Source organism: Bradyrhizobium sp. Pha-3 (assembly GCF_042258325.1).
GTDB classification, from domain to species: Bacteria; Pseudomonadota; Alphaproteobacteria; order Rhizobiales; family Xanthobacteraceae; genus Bradyrhizobium; species Bradyrhizobium elkanii.
The window spans coordinates 2,354,762-2,374,332 of the sequence record NZ_CP170151.1; the positions used below are offsets into that span (position 1 = coordinate 2,354,762).

A 19,571-nucleotide genomic window follows, 5' to 3' on the forward strand; every position below is an offset into this window, starting at 1 on the left:
ATACGCGAAATAGCGAGGTCGGTCCAGGCAGGTGTACAGGACAACACCGGTCCTATCCGGGTAAGCGGCGAAGGCTTGATCACGTAGACCGGCACTATTGGCAAACAGGCAAGTTCATGCTTGGGCGCTGTTCTCTCCACGTGGCAGACTGGACTTTTGCGAGGATGGTTTCTGTTGGCGGTCCAGCGCACCAAATCATTCTAGCGGCAGCACCGGAAGTGCCGCAATTCCAGACCATCAAAGATCGAGAAGTTCTGGTGCTTTGATTGTCCGTTTTTGTAATGCCGTTCGCCATGCGGCGCACGCTTCCATGAGTCGCACCTAGCAGTGAGGGGGCGCGTCAGCTTCTCGACAGCTAAATCGGCTAGACGGGAAACGTGGAAGTATTTTGTCCCTGCAAAGCGACGTCAAACTGACGGATTGGGATGGTCCGACCTGAAGACAAAACCGTTGGATGGTCCAGACGTCTCGCGGACGCACTACGCTATGCACCCGGGAGCATTCGAGCTTCGAGCAGCGCCTGATAGATTGCAACCGCACGTGGCGAGAATGCCGCGCCGTCAGACCGCAGACACGCCTTGCTCGATCGCGCGCGGCCATGATTATGAAAGTAGCCTCCGAGAACGAATTCCAGGTGCGTCCGCTCGGCATTATATCTCGGCGGCTGCATTTACGAGAGCGCGCACCTTCCCGGAAACAGCACGTTTGCTGCTACCCTAACTCCGCCCGGCCAGCGGGAGTGGGTTTAACTTTCGACCATACCGATGCAAACCGGCCGAAACTCCACAGCGCGATGGTGCAGCTGAAGAGAATTGGCAGAAAGAGAACACAAGCATTCGTAACTTGCCGCGATGTTCTCTGCTCAATCGCGTCCTGCGCGATCAGATCTGAGCACCAGCCGGGTGTTCCCGCAATTATAGCGTAGGGACAGTTTGCGTATTTGGCGGTAAGGCTGTCAAGGGAGAATGAAATGGATCCATCTAACAATATCAACCCATCCGCCGCTCGCACGTGCTTCGTCGAGCCGCAGCACGAAGAGGCAGGGCAAGCAGACTTTCAGCAGCAACTTGGACAGATTGAGCCAATTCACCAAACAGCAGCTCCACTGGAGGCTGGATCATCCGGGATTGTGACGGACGGCAATAAGCGAGCGCGGGCTATCCAAGGTAGCGAAAGGTGCGCGGCCGAATCCTTTGTCAGAACGCGCGCTCAACTAGCCGCAACGCTGACCTGTGCAAACGTCGGGGCGCTCGGACGGGAGATCGAACTGGCTGCGCAACAAGCGGCGAAGTGGCCAACTACGACTGGGCCGTCAGCCGGCAGTGTCGATCGCAGCCGCATTTTCGATGACAGGGTGGCATCGTCGTATGCGCAGCTGCAACGTTTTCAAGACGACGCCGCCCATTGCAAGCCGCATGCGTTGGAGCATCAGAGCGCGACGGACCATTTGCGTTTCATGGCGTCTTTGCGTTACGAGCACGCCCCTTGGAACATTTGGGGAGGGCAACGACTTGATCTGGGTCGCACGGCGGCAGGGCACATGAGGGGAGACACAAATTTTTCGCCCTTTGTGTCACTGTCCGAGGACGCTTCGCGACTGCTGCTTTCGCCGGACGATGCCAACGAGTATGGCGCGAAAGCGATCGCGGAAAATGCGAACGAGTTGCACACCTACACGGTGCCGAGGGCCGCTACCTGGACGTCCGAACAGATCGTCGAGATACTTGAGGACGGGACTGAGAATGATGAACCCGATCTGGCATGGGTGAGCGATACGCCAATCGAGGAGCGCGAGGTACTGTTCCTGGGCGGCAATCTGGATGACTATCGGACCGCTAGCGAACCGAATCCATACAAGAAGCCGGAGACGGAAGGATGAGTGGGGAGGATCCGGCAGGAACATTTGTCCTGCCGATCTCGAAAGAGATGATGTCGGCCTGGTCCTTGGCGCGCGGGGGGGCGCGTCTGCACGATGTAATAGTCGGCCTGGCCCGGAGCTCGTGGTGAACGACTTCTCGGCGTGACGCGATAGTCGTCGCCGTCGCGCGAGGCTTTCGACACATTGTACCATCAGTGCCCGCCGGTGGCGTGTTCGCTGGTGGAGTTAGTCCCGAGTAGGCCGCCATTGCTCTCGGCGGATAGCGGTTCGGCGATCGGGCTCGGCCCCGGCATCACATCTACACCTGTGGGCCATCCAGTTCGAGGCAAGAGACACAGAACACGTACCCTCTTGTTATGGGCTCCGATCGGCCGGATGCACTAGTTCCAGCCCGAAGTTGGTGGGAAAAAGAGTGAATTCGCGACTACACCTAAGGCTGCCAACAGTAGTTTGGACGCGCCGGCGGCCTGCTGTATCCGCTCGTGACGATCGATCAACGTTTCTGTCCTTCGCCCACGCACCGAGGCCCGGCGGGCGATAAGCTTCCGCGTCAAGCCAATCGAATAATGAGCCGTCGATCATCTCGTTGATGCGCGATGTTGTCGCCGCTGTTCCTTTCTCCGGCGCAGCGCTCTCGGAGCGAAAGGGCTAAAGCTTCCACGAGTAACGGTCTCAACTGGACGAAGGGTTCTCGCTCATCGCCCCGGCGTTCGACGTTCCCGGCCAGGCCATCGTTGATGGCGAAGTAGCGGTCGTCCATGAGGGGCGGACTAATTGCAGCGATTTGCAGGCCGTAGCTCGCCCGGGGCAGCCAAGATCGTTTACTCTACTCCGACTTCGGCCTCCTGTGGCTGCACGCCTAGGACTTGCGGAAGACGCGCAGATCGAGCGCAAGGCCATGTTGCAGGGGCTCTTCGACACCTGCCAGCTCGAACCGCCGGTTTCTTTTCAGTGAGATGTCGAGGGGTGATGGACAGAAGCTGTTCGAACACGCGGCGAAGTTCAATAAGCGGGCATTATCTCGAAGAAGATGGACGCGCCGTACCGCTCCGACCGCAAGGAAGCCTGGCTGACGGCGAAGGCCGTCCGGCGAGGCGAGTTTCCGGTTATCGGGTTTATCAAAGGCCCCACGAGTGTCGTCGCGCCAAATCTCGGAAAACAGGAGGGCAATGAACTGGTCCACATGGGCAAAGTCGCGCCCGGTTGAAATCAGACGACGTCAAGCAAGATTCGCAAGGCGCTGGACAGTGTAATTAGTTCAAAAAGTAAATTGAGTAAGCCGCTCAAGAAACCCAAAGCGACCTGGGTTGAGCTTGTTGTTACAGGCGGAATCGAATGCCGCGGACATGACCTCCGAAGTCTTCTTCGCGCGAGTTCGCTCAAAGGATTATCGCGGTCGTAACCTAGGTTGTGGAAACGATCATCATAACTTCATACGCTCATCGCAAAGGTGAGCCTTCAACGCTCCCGAGAAAATACGGAGCACCTTATGAAGAAAACCAGAAATAGAGCGAAGCAAACCACATCGCTGCAGGACCGGCTCAATGCGTTTGCCGACGATATCTTCCACAAGGCAGCGCGGCTTCCGCCAGGCGTCGAGCGCGACCAGCTGCTGAAGCGTGCGCGGAGGGCGGAGATCGCAGCTGACATCGATCAATGGGTATCGTCTTCAGGTTTGCAGTCGCCAACATAGGGCTTGGAGTCTTCTCCTCCTCCAAGTTCTGTAAGGGCCCTCGTATCCGGCGGGGGCCCTTCGTTTGGGAACGATCCGCGGTGTCTTAGGACCATGAGTGCACACGTCCTTGTAGAAAATGCTGGCGGTTGGGCACTTCGCACTGGCCGGCGTCGACATCTGTCTGCCTCCATGTGTATCAGATGGCAGATCTGAAAATCGACCCGATCGACCGGAGGATCAACAAAAGCGCAGATGCTCTGCTGGATAAGCTCCATGCGAAGCTGAGCGGTGGCCTTGTCAGCGAACCAGGTTGAGCGGGTGGCATATCGCGCGTGACGCGCTCACGTATATCTAGAGTGGGCTCTGCCTCGAAAGAACGGGTTACTCTGCCTGAAGATGCTGGGGTATCTGCGGCATCCTCCGGCAGAGCGAACCGGGAGAAAGCATGCTCCCTGACGCAACACGTGGCCTTGGTCGCATGTCCCCCGAAGTGAAGCCGAGATCTGACGGCCCACTCGTCGCAACGACGCCGATTCAAACGGCGTCGATGACACGGCACGAAGCCTAGCCTTCATCCGGTCTGAATTTGCTGAAAAAGCGCTTGCGCAATCGATGATCTCTCGGCGGCACATGAAGTTGCCACGAATGGTCCATGAGTGGAAAGAAACAAGACGGGCCCGAGTCGCAAAGCGAACAAAGCGGACCCAACGAATACGAATCGCGGACTGTTACCGTGGCACGAAGAATGCAGGCCCCCGAAATGCACAGGGCGCCCTCTCGTGGGCACGGCCACGATCGCAAGTTGAGGCGATGGCTGGCTACTGAAGTTGGTGATCCCTGGAACTTAGGCGGGAGAGGGAGCCTGCTGGTGTAGCTCCCGGCGGGCCCGTATCACGCCGCCGAAGAGCCAATAGCGGGGCGCGCTAGGAAGGACATGAAGGGCCTCGGCAAATGAACGCAGAGAATAACTTCGCGGCGCGGCTCATTGACGCCGGACGCCTCGCAGCAATAGCACGTACATGCGGCCTGAAAGCTGACGTCTCATATTACGTCAACGAGGCGCTCAAGGAGCTTTGGCGAACCAGGTCTTCTGAAGAGGCAAAAAAGATTGCAGCGCGGTGGGTCTTGTGGGACGCAGATGGAAGGCCATGGCCGCGCATGCCCCCGCTGGAAAACGTGGTCTCGTTCCACCGCACCGCTGCGGCACCGGTCGTGAATTCGCCGGCGACGCCATTACAGCTAATCCGGGATTGGTTCGAAAAGCAGGATGAAGAGATACGACGCGAAATCGCTGGCATGGCGATGCTTTTGGTCTTGGAATTTCGCGGTCCTCCCGAAAATGGCAGCCGAGAGCGGTGTGGGTATCTCCGGCGGTGGCTGAGCCAAGCGGGACTACCAAACCATACGGTCATTGGCCGCGCTTTGACGTTCCGCACGTGTTTCGAGTATTTCGCGGAGAGTAGGTTCACCGAGTCGGGTTGGACGCGGTCCGAAAGGGCCGCTTTTAAGATTCTTGAAGATGCCAAGCGAGACCCGAACTCCGAAACTGCGCACCTGGCTCCGATTGCCAAAAAAATGCTTGATGCCTTGCCCGCTCGAAAAAGCCGCTGGATCGAGGTGCGGAAGTCCTGGAAACAACTTGCCGGTACTAGCCTCACACCGCGAGCCCTCAGGATTTGGAGCGCCTTGCACATGGAGAGGGGGAGGAGGGACTCCAGTCGGGAAGTGTAGCGGTACAGCCGAACGATTTTAGCGAGGCACCAAGGGCGGTCCGTGGGTAGGCGGAAGTTTATCAATCGAGAAGTACGATTTCGGTATTACTCCTGCGGTCAATCTCGCGCATGGCGCGTTCCGGTCGGATTTACCCAAGATGAATCGGGCGTATCTCATTGGTTGGACGCGGCGCTAAGGAATCGGCTACACGCTAGACACGTGGAGACGCGTCGCACAACCAATGCTTCACGACTTGATAAACGTAAGGCAATAGGGTGCAGAAATGTCCTGTGAAGGTCTGCCCGGCGGTAAGACACCTAACCGAAATCACGGTCAGCAGTGGTGCGCCACGGACGACCGCGTACGTCAAATCGCCGCGCAGGCCGCCGCCAGCTGCACCGGCGAAGTTTGCTGATCACTGAAAGAAAGCGCTCGGGAAACGAAAAGAGAAGGCTACGCTGCTGAGTTGCCCGGAAATCGAGATTTCTTTCCCTGTCGGAACGTCAATCATACCTATATCTTCAATCTCAATCACTCCGCGCAGGGCGGCATTCGCCGGAGCGATAATCGTGTTCGCTCATCTCTAGAGGGAAAATCGGGCACGCAAATAGGCGCTCGCAGGTCTTGGCGGCCGGTTTTAGACGTGGCGCGAGATCCCTCCACTCGCAGCGAAGGTGATCTAGGACTTCCTGGCCGCCCGCGCTTAGCCTCTCGAGTTCCGCGATCAGACGCAAGCGGACTGTCGCCGCAAAAGGATTCTCCGTCTGAATCTCAGCAAACGTCTCGGGGTTGCCGCACAACATGCGCCCGACTCCCGCCAGGAGAAGGTGATAGGGAGGCGGACCGACCTCTAACGGAAATTCAGTGTTCTCGTCGCGAAGGATGCTTGCAAGCGACAGGAGCAGCGCATGCGCAGCCAGCTGACGCTGCGCAAGAAGTCGGTCGTGAGCTTCAGCATCGAGCGCGACAAGGCTTGCATTCGTGCGTCGTAAAAGCTGCAGAAAGACTTCGAGCCGCGGCCCTGATCGATACGCGATCACCGCAACCGGACGATTTGCCCAACCGAGCTCCGGGCTAAACAGGGGATTGAGGCCAAGATATTCCACCTCGCGAGGTAAGTTGGCCGCCCAGGAGGCCGGTCTCGTCTTGACCGAAAGCGTCTCGATCAACAATGCGCCGCCTTTGAGCCGCCGACAGGCGGATCCGAACGCGGCTCCTGCTACCGTGAACGGCAAAGAAAGAACGACAATATCGGACTCCGCAATAGCGGATTCGGCCTCCAGCGTCAGGTGGATCGCATCGCTCACGATCAGGTTCTGATCTATTCCAGCCACCGGCCTGTGATCCACGAAGCGTACTCGTCCGCCAGACGCTGTGAGAAGTTCGGCTAGCTTTAACCCGACGCGTCCGGCGCCAATGATCGTTGCTTGTGAACCTTGTGTCATCTGTCCCCGCCTAATCGTTATTAGAGTGGTTGCGTTGCGTCACCGGTCTCGCGCGCTCAGCCATCAATTTTGGACCACGCGCTCACTCGCAAGATCAATCACAATGCATGCCACATCTGAATTGCAGCCCAGGCGGACAGCCACCGCCTTGTGGGAACAGAAAGCAATAAATCCGGAATTGGCGTGGATTAGGATAATCAGAGCCGCTCACCATCTCTACGCCGTTGGTGTGCAGGCCGTGTAAAGGTGGTGGGCCGCCTCACCGAGTGTCGCACGCCAATTGAAGACGCGCCCTCGCACCTGCCGCTCAAGTGCATGTGGTCACAAGGTGTGATCTCTTGCGGAACGCTCATTCTTCATCGCGTGAACTCGCAAGGCCTAGGCCTTTTTTGCGTCTTATAAATGTCATCTTGCGTTGGCCTGTGAGGTGAGCTGCGGCTGGTTGGTCAGCGCTCAGCTCAGGACAACGAAGCGGCGATGATGCTCGCGGCAAAGAGACGAGGCTAATGACAAAGCATTTTCGCGAATGGACGCTGATGTCCATCGTTGCCACCATGGTTGTCTGCCCCAGCGCAAAAGCGCAAGATCGCCGCATTGTCGCAGAGCCCGTTGCACCTCATACGGTCTGCGACCGCCCGGTGCCGTCTGGCAGCAACGATACGGCTCGGCTACAGGATGCCATCGACCATTGCCCCGCCGGTGCTGCGGTCTATCTCGGACGTGGCGAGTTCCGGTCGCATCCACTCGAGATGAAATCAGGTGTAACCTTATGGATTGGACGCGGTGCAACGCTTTTGGCTATCCCGGAACCAGTTGCGTACGACAAGGGCCGCGGACAATGCGGCCGCATCGCAGGTAAGGGCGACGGTTGCCGGCCGTTCATCAGCTTCTCCAAAACGCGCGGCGGCGGCATTTATGGCGACGGCATCATCGATGGCCAGGGCGGTGCGCCGATGGTCGGCAGCGCCGAGACCTGGTGGCAGCTGGCCCGCCGCGCGCAAGCCGAGGGCGGTAGTCAGAACGCTCCGCGTTTGATTCAGATCGATCATGCGCAGGACATCACGCTTTCTGGTGTCACCTTGCGCAATGCACCCAATTTCCATGTCGCGATGAACCGGGTCGAAGGTGCCACTGTCTGGGGTCTGACGATCGATACACCGGCCGATGCCCGCAATACCGACGGCATCGACCCAGGCGCCAGCCAGGATGTGACCATCATCCACAGCTTCATCCGCACTGGAGATGATAACGTAGCGATCAAAGCCGGCGATAATGGTTCAACTCGCCATATCTCCATCACCGATAATTATTTCGGGTGGGGACATGGGATGTCGATCGGCAGCGAGGTGAACTCCGGCGCCAGCGACATACTCGTGAGCAACCTGACCTTGGACGGCACGACGTCTGGCCTGCGCATCAAGAGCGATGTCAGCCGAGGCGGCCTGGTCGAACGCGTGACTTATGAGAATGTTTGTCTGCGTGGCAACCGATGGCCGGTCGCGTTCGATACAAAGTACGATCCCCATGCCCAAGGCAGTAGGATTCCAGTCTATCGCCAGATCGTTCTGCGCCATGTGCGCGGCGACAATGGTGCGCTGCTGATGCGCGGGGTTGACGAGGGCCATGCGCTTGACGTGACGCTAGAGGATGTTCGATTTGCCGATTCCGCGACTTGGCAGCTCGAACATGCGAATGTGACAGCCGATCATTCTGACGTGTCTCCGCCGCTACCCGGGCAAGTGAGGAAACCGGTGCCACGCGATTGGGAGGGGTGCGCCAGGGCATTCCGCGACGGTAACCAGTAAGCACAACAACTCGGTGCCGAACCTTCAGACCGGTCGCGTCTGCCTGATACGGTTTTGATTCGCTGGCCTTGCGAATGGGGACAGGCGTTACCGCGATCGGACGTTCGCCTATGGGCGCGTAAGTTCCGGTTCGGTAGGAAACGTTGTTTGACACTAGGCTGCCAGGTCGCGGGGGCACATTCCACCGATTGCATCAAGCGTGCAGCGAACCCGATAACAGGTGAGATCACATGCGGATTTTCGCGCTATTCGCTGCGGTTCTGGCCGGATGTTTCGGCATCTCGGCAGCCCGTGCTCAACCCCTTTTGGTCTCGCATGCCGAGAGGGCAGCTTATCACTCCCTGCAGGCCGCCATCGACGCATTACCGGCCCAAGGTGGGGATATTCAGATCGCGCCGGGCATCTATCGCGAGAAGGTCAAAGTCTTCAAATCCGGTGTTCATATCAAAGGCTCCGGCAGGATGCCGGATGATACAGTCATTGTGTACGGCGACGGCGCGATCAACGTCGGAGGAACCATCCGTTCTGCTACGCTGGACGCCTCAGGCGATGACTTCCGGCTCGACAACCTGACGATCCAAAACGATTACGCGCTCAATTCGGCAAATCCAGCTTCGCAGGCCGTCGCACTGTCCGTTACCGGAGACAGAGACATTATCAGCCGCGTCCGCCTGCTCGGCGCCCAGGACACATTGTTCGCCGGTAAGGGGCAGAACGGCCGAATGTCGCGACAATACTTCTCGGATTGCTATATCGAGGGACACGTCGATTTCATATTCGGCAATGCCAAGGCCTATTTCCGACACTGTGAGTTGCACGGTATCGCCAATCAGGCGGTCGTCTATACCGCGCAGAGCAAGGCAGCGCCGGACGAGGACAGTGCCTATGTGTTCGAGCATTGCATACTGACTGCCGACTCCGCCGCGCGGGATGTTGCGCTTGGCCGACCCTGGCGCCCCTATGCAACGGTGGTGTTCCTATCGACGAAGTTGGATGCACCGGTGGTCGCGGAAGGCTGGCGCGAATGGGCGCCGGGCAAGACCAATTCGCTGAGGACGGCCTACTATGCTGAATACAAATCCACCGGTGTCGGGGCCAATCCCGCAGGTCGCGAGCCTTATTCTCACCAATTGACCGATGGCGAAGCCGCGAAATGGTCGCTAAAAACGTTCTTCGCAGGTGCCACAAATTGGCTATCCGCTGGACCTTCCAGATCGGAATAGAGGAACGCTTACGGGCTGTCTTCTCATCTTTAAGCGGCTCTCGGGTCAATAGCGGGGACGAGATCGTCCTTGCGCTGGGGCGTCCCGTCGACAGCAACTGAAATTGGGGCAGGGCCCGGCCGTCGCGCCACGCCGGCTTCTTGCTGCCCCTTCAGAGGAGATCATCGCAAGCGCCATTGCCCGCTGTGAATTCTTCTCGTCAGCTTTTCGAAAGCTAGGTCCCATAAAAATCCAAAATCTGACCTCGCTTCACAGCTGCCGCTTAGCGGCCGTGCAAGCGTGTGGATTGCGCAGGGCCAATACATCACAAGGAGAGCAGGATGGATCCAGTCGACCCATTCTTCGATTCAGGCGCTTGGATGGAGGCCTACGCCGCCCGACAGGGGCGAGCGGGGCAGCAAGGGGGCAGCGCAAGCCAGCAAGGCGATTTTGAGCGGCGGATGGAAGATTTGCAGCTCGATTCGCCTGATGAGAGTTCCGCAAAGTCGAGTTCGCCGGACCAGACTCCCGCAGGAGCGGGAGGGGCAGTTCGACGGGACGAGCTCGGCGGTTCGATGCGGGTGCCGCCACGCTCGGATTTTAGGGACAGCGCGCGGGGCGATGCGCGGCGGAGCGTAGACATTCCCCGCTTTCAGCTTGATGCTCCGGCCCAAGTGCCGCAGTCCAGTTTGCGCGATGATCTATTCAGCAGCGCGCGCTACAGCTTGCCGGACGCGGAGCCTGGGGTTCAGGCCAGGAGCGGTAAAAGCCGCGGACTGTGGTCGCGCTTCAAGTCGGGGGTCGGCAAGGCCTTTGGAGGGAGTAGCAAGTCCTCGCGGGAGACCGCGCAGTCGGATGCTTCCTCGACGAGTTTTCGCGTCGATTACGCCAGACAGCCGGGCCGGACGCGCGGGGTCGATCCGGAAGACGAGGCGCTCATCAAAGAGTTTAGACAAAGAGCAGTCCGCAACCGCACCGACGGCACCGCAGCCGGCAACCTCACCGACGGCACCATCAGAAATGCGGCAGCCGACCTGCGCATTTTGAGCGCGCGCCTGAATGACAACGATAGGCCCTCAATTGCGGATCGCATTCGCCTCGAGATGGAAAATGCGCAACTGGAAGATCCGGAGGTGGAAAACCACCAGCTCGAAGCTGAGCTCGACCAAGATGTCGACACCTATGCAGCGGACCGCGCAAGGCGTATCAAAGCTGCCTTGAAAAAGCTTCGTGAGGTCGGCGCCGGAAACACCTTGTCAGCCGATCTCCGTCGCCTGGCTCCCCATTCCGCGGACGCGACCCTCATCGGCATGTGGGCCGCGGCGGAAAAGGCGACACGCAGGGTTGAGCCGAAGACGATCGACAGGCAGGCTCGCCGAATGTCGAGGCTGAGTGAATGGCTGCAAAAGCACGATAAGCAGGCCATCGCCGGCCGGCTCTTCACCTCCGGGCTCGACCAGGATGTCGCGGAGTATAGGCAAGAAACCGAAGACGGCAAAATCAAAGCTGATTTGCTCAGGCTTGGCCGCTACCAGCAAATCCTTGAGGCGAACAGGGCCCTCGGCTTGCACCCTGCCGAGGATGCGGGGCAGCCCGTCGCCGAAGGCGCCCGACAGGCGCACTCGCCGCAGGAGGTCCCGGCAACGCCAGCCACGCCGAGTGCGGGAGCGTGGGATTGGCTTGGTGAGCAGATCCACGGACCCACCTCATCACTGGCAGTGCCGCACCACGGTTGGCAGGCCAGCTCGTCGCAGCAGCTTCCCGCAACATCGGCCAGCCCGAGCGCCGGGGCTTGGGATCGGTCCAGCGAGCAGATTCTCCAACCCGCCGCACCTGTGCAAGCGCCCTATTGGCTCCCGCAACCCAATCTGCCGCACGGGCTTCCTGCGACTCCAGCCAGCCTAAGCCAAGGGGCCTGGGATTGGCTCGGGCAACAGATGCAGGAACCCGCCTCACCATCGTCGGTGAGGCCTCGGTCATCAAACATCTACAGCGGTCTGGATCCCTTGGTTGATTTGGATCCGTCCACACCGCACGACTTGCACGACGATGCACGCTCTGCGCCCGCACCTGAATTTCGCAGAGCGCCGTCATTCGCTGGACCGTCCGGGGGCGCCCAGGAACTGCGGGATATTGGGGCCGTCGTTGGCTCGGATTGGCGTCACGGCTCCCAAGCGGCCTCGGACGTGTTGGTTGACGTCCTCGGCAACATCAATCTGCTGCCAAACCAGTTCGGGCCAAGTCAGTTTATGATCAACGGTGAGCGCTACTCGGCCACATTCGGACCAGGAGGGCGCACGGATGTCCGCCTGATCCATCATCCGCGCCCGAGCTACCTTGATGAAGCTGGGCCATCCCAGCCGCTTCATCATCCACCGCAGATCGTCCAAGCCGAGCAACCCCGTGAGGGCCTACGGGACCTTGGGTATCTGATCCGCGGCGGATGGGAGCACCGCGAGCGGTTCCTTCCGCCTTACCTTGTCCGCGTCCTGCAGGGGGAACGCATCATGCCGCAGGCTGGGCGTCCAACCTATTTCCAGATCCGCGGTGTGCCCTACAGGGGCGAGTTGGATGAAAGCGAGGGGCGCAGCGCGTTCGCATCTATCCTGAACGTGGCTGAAGAGCGCAGGCGGACGGCAATCTCAGGCGCTCGGCGGGGCAGCTCGCGCGAGGCGTTCTACAGCCCGGCCCTTGACAGCCGATGTATCCATTCGAAGTACTGAGATGGGCACGCCTGAGCGGTCTAGCCTCCTGTTTGTTGGCGCAGCTTGAACGCGGCCTTCTCTATCCCTCAGGCTTTCACAAATCTTCCGCCGATCATCTTGCCTTAGAAGCCGTTGCTCAGTAAGCGCAACTGTTCGAACCACTTCGACCGCCCACAGCCCGGAGTGCGGACGACGCGAGCGTCTGGTGGATGTAGGAACGCTCGCCAACAAACGTCGGTTTGCTGACGCTGGCTAATCGTGATGGCAAGGTCGAATACTTTCGGAAGGAGGCCCTGCTGCGCAACCTACATATATTTAGGCCTTCATGCTCGAGTTGGGTATTGCCGCTGTTCAAAATTCTCGTAGTGCGTTGCAAACACTCTTTCCGGACGGGACACCCAGCAAGGTGACTGCTCGGTCTGGCAGCCGATCGAAGTGAGGTAGCACCACTTTAAATCGGTAAACCGTCGTATAGCTCGTTCCCGCTTTCTTTATAACGATCGCCCACATCCATATAATTGAACATTGGCGCGCAGCCAGCTATCGGAGCGTAGAGTTGCGATGGCAATTGCCTCCACGATCATCGGTCGGATCGATTTCCATGGAGCAAAAGCTGCAGCAGTTGCTTTTCATACTAAGTGGTTGGCCGCCGGATCCCGATGTTCGGCTGCTCAGCCTATCTCTTTCTTGGACCAGGCATCCCGTGCTCCGGTATAACGCGGCATCTCATGAAACTTGGCTTTAAGAACAGTCGTCATGATGTGGTGTCTTCTCGGGCGCCGCCAGGCCACGGCCGACCTTCGCACGCCTGGTTCACCAGCACCCGATATTCCAGCTGACCTGAACGGCTAGCTTCAAAGCAGCGTTCCGGAGAGTGGCCCTGTGACATCCGGCAGGGATGTCTTTGATGTCGGCTCGGAACTCCAAATTGATGCGCATGATGGACCGACGTATAGCGCGACAATCTGGCTGGGAAGCACTTCCATCCTGATTGCCGCGCGGCACCGACGACCTGATGATGCAGCTTCCGGCCAGTACTTGGTCGCGGCAGCTACCCAACGTCAGACGGATCTCCAGCTCGTTGGATTAAGGGATGTCGAGATGATGCGAAATGTAACTGGGTCGACTTTGCCTGGTACGCCAGAGGAAAACGATCGCGATCTAGCTTTGGATTTCGACAAAGCAGTGCTCATCATTTTGGTGATCGTCGGTCACTTGATCCAATATCTCCTCTACCGAGATGAAGGATTCTGGGATTCGCCATTCTTCAAATGGATCTACATGTTCGACATGCCTCTCTTCATGGCGATAAGCGGATATCTTTCTTGCCGAGCGCTGTTGCGAAAGTCGTTGATGCAAGCCGTCGGTGATCGGGCGATGCAGCTCTTGGTGTCCATGCTGTTTTGGTGCGCTCTCCTGGAGACAGCAAAGTTAGCCGTGCTTCCCCGCGCCCCTGACGCATCAGGCAACATTTTACAGCTTCTAAACGATGTCGCCGGCACATACTGGTTCATCTGGGCCGCGCTCGTTTGTTTTCTTTTCGTCAAAATTCTTTCGATCTTCAATCGTTGGTCGCCCTGGATCCTATTCTTATCGGTCATCCAGGTCGCACTTGCACCTCTGACATTCTCCATATTTCCTCTCATAAAGTACACTTACCCGTTCTTCTGCTTGGGATTCTCATTTGCGCAGTCAAGAGACTGGTGGACGAGCATAACGGGCGCTTACAAGCCGCTCTTGATCATGTCTGCCTCAATAGCCGCACTGGTGTGCTTTCTGGCCTGGCGCAAAGACTCCTACGTCTACAACAATCTCGCCCTGGTCAAAGATATGCAGTCGGCAAAAGACGTGCTTCTGATGCTTTTTGGCTCAGCAGCGGCCTCAGCGATCATGAGTGAGCTCTTCCGGCAATGCTGGAGAGTTGGCCGCTCCAATCGAGTGGTCCGCTTTATCGCCGTGGAAATAGGACAGAGCACGCTGGTGCTGTACCTGATTCAGGGCATGGCATTTCGTCTCATGGATTCGATACCGTACGCAGAGCCGTTGGATCTCACATCCAAGTTGGCTGTGGCGGGAATTCTAGGGGCTGCGATTGTCCTCGTCGCGCTAATGGTGCGCCGAACCGTGCATGACATTCCCTATCTGTCTCAGCTCATTCTTGGAACTTCACCCCCGCGCCCTATGTCGAGCGGGGCAGCCTGCGGATAAGTAGCTGTAGCCGAAATCCGGCCAGGAGGCTCTTAGATCATGAGATAGCAGGCCCCCTGGTTCGTCTCCTCTCACAGCGTCTCGCCGGCGCGCTGGCAGAACTTTGCGCGCAATTGTTTCGAACCGAGAGTTTGGTAGCAGAATTGGTGGCATCCTCACTGATCTAGAAAAATATCAGCGTAGACACCAACAGATTGAGGGCGTGCTCTGTTTGAGGCGTGTGGATGACGCTTATCGGGTTGTGAATGTAGGACAGTCCGAGGCTTGCATATATCCCCGGAGCGAGATGCGCGGTATAGGTCCCCGTGATGGCTGTGGTATCGTGATGCGCAAGCTGCCCTTTGGCCAAGGCAGCATCCACTGCAAACCTGCTCCAGGTCGTGTTGTTGGCAACCAGAGCAATCAAATCACTGGGCCGGCTGTCAAACAGTCCCTTTGCATAAAGACGAAGCTCGTAATACTGGCCGATCCTGTTTAGGTCAGGTGAAGCTCCCATGATGGAGAATCCGCCATAGATGCCGCGAGATGGCGTCCCCTCAACGTCACTCTGCCAGAGCTGCCTGTCAGCAGCTATGTAATGAAAGTTATTCCCGCTCTCCCTTTGTTGATCCGGATCTGCCAAATTCCTGTAGCGGCTGCTGTTCAAAGCAATGCCGGCCCGCAGCCACGTGTCGGGAACGCCAGGAGCGGCCTTGCTCTTGTAGCCAAGTTCATCAATGAACAGAATGCCGGCATTGGCTGTGCTCCAGTTTAAACCCGAAGGATTTTCGGTTATCTGCGCATAGGGACCATCTGGACTGATTGACCGCTGCACGGAAACTTTGTTGTACAAGTGATCATCAAAATTGTACTTCAGGTTGGCGGCGGGCGTTGGCGCGGCGTTGGTGCTCATCCCTGCTTGGAAAAGGGCAAACATGTTTGATCCTGAAATTCCTCCGAATAATGTGCCGGTGAACTCATTCGCATTTCTGAGATAGCCAAGCTTGAGTTCGAATTTTCTGTCGAAGAACGTTTGATAGTAGGCGAATGTATTCAATCCTACTCGATCCGGTCCCGGTCGTTTCCATGTCCAGTATTGCTGCTCGGCTCCAACGACAATCTGTCCATCGGGAATACCAAACCGGCTGAGATCATAAGTGACGATCACGAAGTTCGTCGTAGCAAACGTCGGATTCTGCCCCATATAGAGTTGGTTGGCGATGCTGCTTCTGGTCGCATTCGGCAGCTGGTTGTTTGCAAAGGTGTTGTGCGTCCAGCCGATATAGCCAATGCCGACGTCTGCCAGTACGGATCTAACGCCATGCTTGTCCTGATCAATTGTATCAGCAGGGCCGGGTATGTTGAGCCAAATCCCTTTTTCTCGGAAAGCATCAAAGCGTGCGAAGGGGGCGATCGTCTTTCGCGTTTGCGTCTGAGCAACCCGACCGGCGCTGCCGGGCTTTATGAGAGGTAGGTTGGGGGCTGACGCCGACGCCGAGGCATGAAGTCGAATCGGCTGATTGACCACGCCGATCCGGAGCTTTGTAGCCATATCCGGGGGCGTTAACGTTCTTCTCTTGGTGGCTTGGTCCGCAGCGTTGCTCCTGGGGACAGGCTCGTCGGCAGTTTGTGCCGAAACGGGGGCGCCGACCAAACAAGCCGCGAGCGAAAGCGCAACGGCAAGTCGCCGTTGCGGCTCGCTTGATCGCAAACTGCAGGCAAATGCTGCGATAGCCGAAGATGTCCGAGGCGTCGTCGCCGCAACAAAGCAATCACGCACAGTCTACTTCGCATCCTTGTTTTGCGAGCCATGAATGGATTGAAAGTCGGCCTCTCTAGTCCAGAACGGACCTCCCGAGCCGTGGCGTCTGGGGACAAGAGGACGACGCCTCATGGGCAGGACGTCTATCCCAGCGAGATTCACTAGACCTGGCGACTTGGTCACCCGTAAGCGCGAGCATGATCTGGTCTGCACCTTGCGTGTGCGTCAGGCCGGATTTGCCGAGAGTGAGCAACGCTTGCTGGCTGAGCGAGAACCGTTGGCCGCGAGCGCGCGGAGCCGCAGCTGTCCAAGCCGCCAAGACATTTCGAACCTCGACCTTGCTCCACTATGAGGTAGAGGATTGCGGCCGTGCCGAGCATCTTGCTCGAAGTGCCTTTCTCGACGAAGTGGCAGCCACGGGGATGCAATGCCTGCCAAAGCGGAGCCGTGGCTTCGTGAAGCTGTCCTGGTATCGTGGTCCGCCAAGGACGAAGCGATCGTCGACGACCGCGATTTCCACAGAGCCTTGGAATTTGTTCGCGCAGCGATCGCGTCACAACGTCCACGATGGTGGCCCAGAACAGCGGGGGAAGCAGGTTTCGAGCTGCTTTAAGGGCTGTGGGCGAGAAGTTGCTAATTCCGTCCGCTGCATTGGCACGGACAAATCTGCGGTGCATTTCGAGTGCCTAGTACCCGGAATCAGAGCTGAGTGATACGGCGGCCTTTGAAACGGCGTTGACGGACCTTTTTCTTGGTCCAGACGAAGGGCTCGGCTTTGTCGTTGTACGCGTTGACGTAGGCATCGATGTGGTCCTGAAGCTGCTTGAGGCTTGTGAAGGAGGTGCCGCTGAGCGACTGCCCCTGCAAGATCGAAAACCATACCTCGACCTGATTGAGCCAGGACGCACTTGTCGGCGTGAAATGAAATTGCACGTTGGGGTGGGCCTTGAGCCAGTCCTCGTTCTTCTTGTGGGTGTTAAGGTTGTCGAGGATGACGTGAAGCTGGCGGCTCGGAAAGGCCGCGGTGAGGCTGTTCATGAAATCGAGAAACTCGACGCGGCGACGGCGTTTTGAATGCGTTGCGATGATCTTTCCGGTGGCGACTTCGAGCGCCGCAAACAATGTTGTGGTGCCATGCCGCTTGTAATCGTGGCTCTGGCCGGTCAAGGCGCGGCCATTGGGCAACTTCAGATAACCCTGCGCTCGCTCCAAAGCCTGGATCGAAGGCTTCTCGTCCACGCATAGCACAATGGCCTTCGCCGGCGGGGCGACGTAGAGGCCGACAACATCGGCGGCCTTGGCCGTAAAGTTCGGGTCGTTGCTCTCGCACCAGGACTTGCGAGCCGCGAGGTCAATCTTGTGGCTGCGCAGGAACCGCCAGACATATTGGACGTCAACATCGCCCAGCGCTCCGGCCAGCAGAGGACCGGTCCAGCGCGCAAACCCGTGCGGCGGCGGCTTATCCAACAGCTTCAGAATCCGCTTGTCGGTCGTCTTCGTATAGATCGGCTGCTTGCCCGGTCGCGGCTTGTCTTGCAGCCCTTCAAGGCCATGGTCGGCATAGCGATGCCGCCAAAGGCTGACAATCCGCGGCTGGACCCCAACTTCCTTGGCGATCGACCGGGTGCTGCGCCCGTCCGCCGCCAACAAGACTATCCGCGCCCGCTTCAAATCGCGCTGCAATGTCATCGGTGAGCGACAACACGCCTCTAGCACCTTGCGATCTTGCCTCGAAAGGCGGACTTCTCTTGCTTCGGGTATCATCCCGACCTTGAATCACGACTCACGTTCCAAGAAAAGTGGGTACTAGCTATGATCCCGTAACGTTCGTGGGCCACGCTTGCCATGCGTCCGTCGTCTCGATCAACCTGCCAGGATTGGTAGTTGGCCATGCTCAACACTTGCCGCTCCAATGGCATGGTGGCTCGAGCGCCAGCTGTGGCGCCTTTTTCGTAGCGCCTGGCCGCGAAGTTGCCAGCCTCGGCAGCACGGAAACCGAGAGTCCGACTTTGAAGGAAATAGCGGCCGGCTCGCATCAGGCGTCGGCAGGGTGCAGAATCTGCAACGTTATCCTGAATGATGCGAAAATGCTGCACCATGGCCGAGGAAGATGAGAACTAGTGCTACCGCCAGCCCTATAATGCAGGAGTTCCCCGTAGGGTGTTCGCTTTGCCTTGGTCAAGACGGGCCGCTTCATTGGAGCCAAGGGAGCAAATGGTCGGCGAGTTGAAGAATGTTTTTGGGGCGGCCGCGGCTCGCTGGGATGCGTGAGCATCGCGAGCTCTCGCGTCAACCAAGAAGTCTATCGAAACGGGGAAGTCGGGCAAGGAACGATGGAGATGGTTGACCAGGCGGCCGCCTCAGACTTGCGGCCGCTCTTATACGGCTCGTCAGGGCGAATTCGCTGCGGTTTGGTGTTTCTCGTCCTCGTCGGCTTGTGTGCGGCAGCAGCCCATTTTGGCGGCAGCCTCGCGGGGTTTGTCGAGACGTCGGCAGCCGGGCACGCAGATGCGGCGGTGGGCCTGTCGGCGCAGGACAGAATATCCCTAACCGAGATACGTTGGGCGCAGGAGAAGGTGAGCGAGGATATCGCAGAGCTTAACCGGTACATCGATGCGCAGCGGAAGGACCTCAAGGGGATCTTAGATCAGATCACGGTGCTGGCTTCGCGGATTGATTCCTTGCAGAATCCAGCAGCTGTCACTTCTGCTCCCTCCGCCATTTCTTCGTCGCCCCCACAAGCTGCTTCGAGCCCGACCAAGAAGCGCGCCGAGAAGCGCGTAGAGCGGTCCAACCCACAAGGCCCCGTTTCCGTCGGAGGTGCGCCAGTGATCACAGGACAGAAGAGGGGCAGGCCTTGATATGTTAAGGCTGTTACAGGCGTGGCCGAGGCCTTTAGCCGCACTCACTGAGGTCAGCCGTACGTTTCGCAAAGTGGCTTGTTGCGATAGATAGCCGAAGCCTACGAACGCAACGTCGTCACCAAGGTCACGCTCGCCGAGGTGATCCGCATCAAGGCAGCCGACAGCATTCCGGCCGCTTGTTTGTCGTCCGTGAAGAATGCAGATCGGCCTGAGAGATAGGCAGAAGTTGTCTCGATAAAGTATTCGATTTGCAGGAAAGCGGGGTGTTGGGCCGCGGTTTCTTGCATTTTTGGATTTTGCTTTCGAGCGATTCGTGATTCCCTGACGGCTGGTC

At 58.2% G+C, this 19,571-nt stretch carries 13 protein-coding genes; 6 read left to right on the forward strand and 7 right to left on the reverse strand.

Features of this window, described 5'->3' with window-relative positions; genetic code table 11:
* Positions 1-970 precede the first annotated feature (970 nt).
* Positions 971-1,879 carry a hypothetical protein gene (locus ACE10X_RS11135; RefSeq protein ID WP_028344337.1) on the forward strand — a complete coding sequence of 303 codons (909 nt, stop codon included), beginning with the start codon at positions 971-973 and terminating at the stop codon, positions 1,877-1,879.
* An 859-nt stretch (positions 1,880-2,738) separates the two neighbouring features.
* On the opposite strand, the gene ACE10X_RS11140 is transcribed toward ACE10X_RS11135, so the two are convergent.
* The 4 genes from ACE10X_RS11140 to ACE10X_RS11155 form a co-directional block, all read right to left on the reverse strand.
* A complete protein-coding gene (locus ACE10X_RS11140) occupies positions 2,739-3,062 on the reverse strand; it encodes a hypothetical protein (RefSeq protein WP_155258790.1) in 324 nt (107 codons plus the stop codon).
* Positions 3,063-3,302: 240 nt separating this feature from the next.
* Complete coding sequence (locus ACE10X_RS11145; protein WP_155258794.1) at positions 3,303-3,536, reverse strand: hypothetical protein; 234 nt, start codon at positions 3,534-3,536, stop codon at positions 3,303-3,305.
* 1,942 nt (positions 3,537-5,478) lie between these two features.
* Positions 5,479-5,637, reverse strand: a complete 159-nt coding sequence (locus ACE10X_RS11150; protein WP_157788180.1) for a DUF2478 domain-containing protein — start codon at positions 5,635-5,637, stop codon at positions 5,479-5,481.
* 157 nt (positions 5,638-5,794) lie between these two features.
* Positions 5,795-6,712, reverse strand: a complete 918-nt coding sequence (locus tag ACE10X_RS11155) for an NAD(P)-binding domain-containing protein (RefSeq protein WP_051448149.1) — start codon at positions 6,710-6,712, stop codon at positions 5,795-5,797.
* Between the two features lie 506 nt (positions 6,713-7,218).
* Between ACE10X_RS11155 and ACE10X_RS11160 the strand changes: the two genes are divergently transcribed.
* The 4 genes from ACE10X_RS11160 (at position 7,219) to nolL (ending at position 14,632) form a co-directional block, all read left to right on the forward strand.
* Complete coding sequence (locus tag ACE10X_RS11160) at positions 7,219-8,517, forward strand: glycoside hydrolase family 28 protein (RefSeq protein WP_028344361.1); 1,299 nt, start codon at positions 7,219-7,221, stop codon at positions 8,515-8,517.
* 230 nt (positions 8,518-8,747) lie between these two features.
* Positions 8,748-9,740: a pectinesterase family protein gene (locus tag ACE10X_RS11165; protein WP_051003352.1), complete on the forward strand. Its 993-nt coding sequence runs from the start codon at positions 8,748-8,750 to the stop codon at positions 9,738-9,740.
* Positions 9,741-10,180: 440 nt separating this feature from the next.
* Entirely contained in the window at positions 10,181-12,442 is a 2,262-nt protein-coding gene (locus ACE10X_RS11170; protein ID WP_244436065.1) for a hypothetical protein, read from the forward strand.
* A 1,083-nt stretch (positions 12,443-13,525) separates the two neighbouring features.
* Positions 13,526-14,632 carry a nodulation factor fucose acetyltransferase NolL gene (gene nolL / locus ACE10X_RS11175; protein ID WP_050994061.1) on the forward strand — a complete coding sequence of 369 codons (1,107 nt, stop codon included), beginning with the start codon at positions 13,526-13,528 and terminating at the stop codon, positions 14,630-14,632.
* A gap of 163 nt (positions 14,633-14,795) precedes the next feature.
* On the opposite strand, the gene ACE10X_RS11180 is transcribed toward nolL, so the two are convergent.
* Positions 14,796-16,163, reverse strand: coding sequence for a carbohydrate porin (locus tag ACE10X_RS11180; protein ID WP_018270180.1), 1,368 nt, complete (start codon positions 16,161-16,163; stop codon positions 14,796-14,798).
* A 909-nt stretch (positions 16,164-17,072) separates the two neighbouring features.
* Positions 17,073-18,137 carry an IS630 family transposase gene (locus ACE10X_RS11185; protein WP_038380919.1) on the reverse strand — a complete coding sequence of 355 codons (1,065 nt, stop codon included), beginning with the start codon at positions 18,135-18,137 and terminating at the stop codon, positions 17,073-17,075.
* Positions 18,138-18,712: 575 nt separating this feature from the next.
* Here ACE10X_RS11185 and ACE10X_RS11190 point away from each other — a divergent pair.
* On the forward strand, positions 18,713-19,234 hold the full coding sequence (locus ACE10X_RS11190) for a hypothetical protein (protein WP_233475513.1): 522 nt from the start codon (positions 18,713-18,715) through the stop codon (positions 19,232-19,234).
* A gap of 101 nt (positions 19,235-19,335) precedes the next feature.
* Here ACE10X_RS11190 and ACE10X_RS11195 read toward each other — a convergent pair whose 3' ends face one another.
* Positions 19,336-19,524: a hypothetical protein gene (locus tag ACE10X_RS11195; protein ID WP_028343889.1), complete on the reverse strand. Its 189-nt coding sequence runs from the start codon at positions 19,522-19,524 to the stop codon at positions 19,336-19,338.
* Between the last annotated feature and the right edge of the window lie 47 nt (positions 19,525-19,571).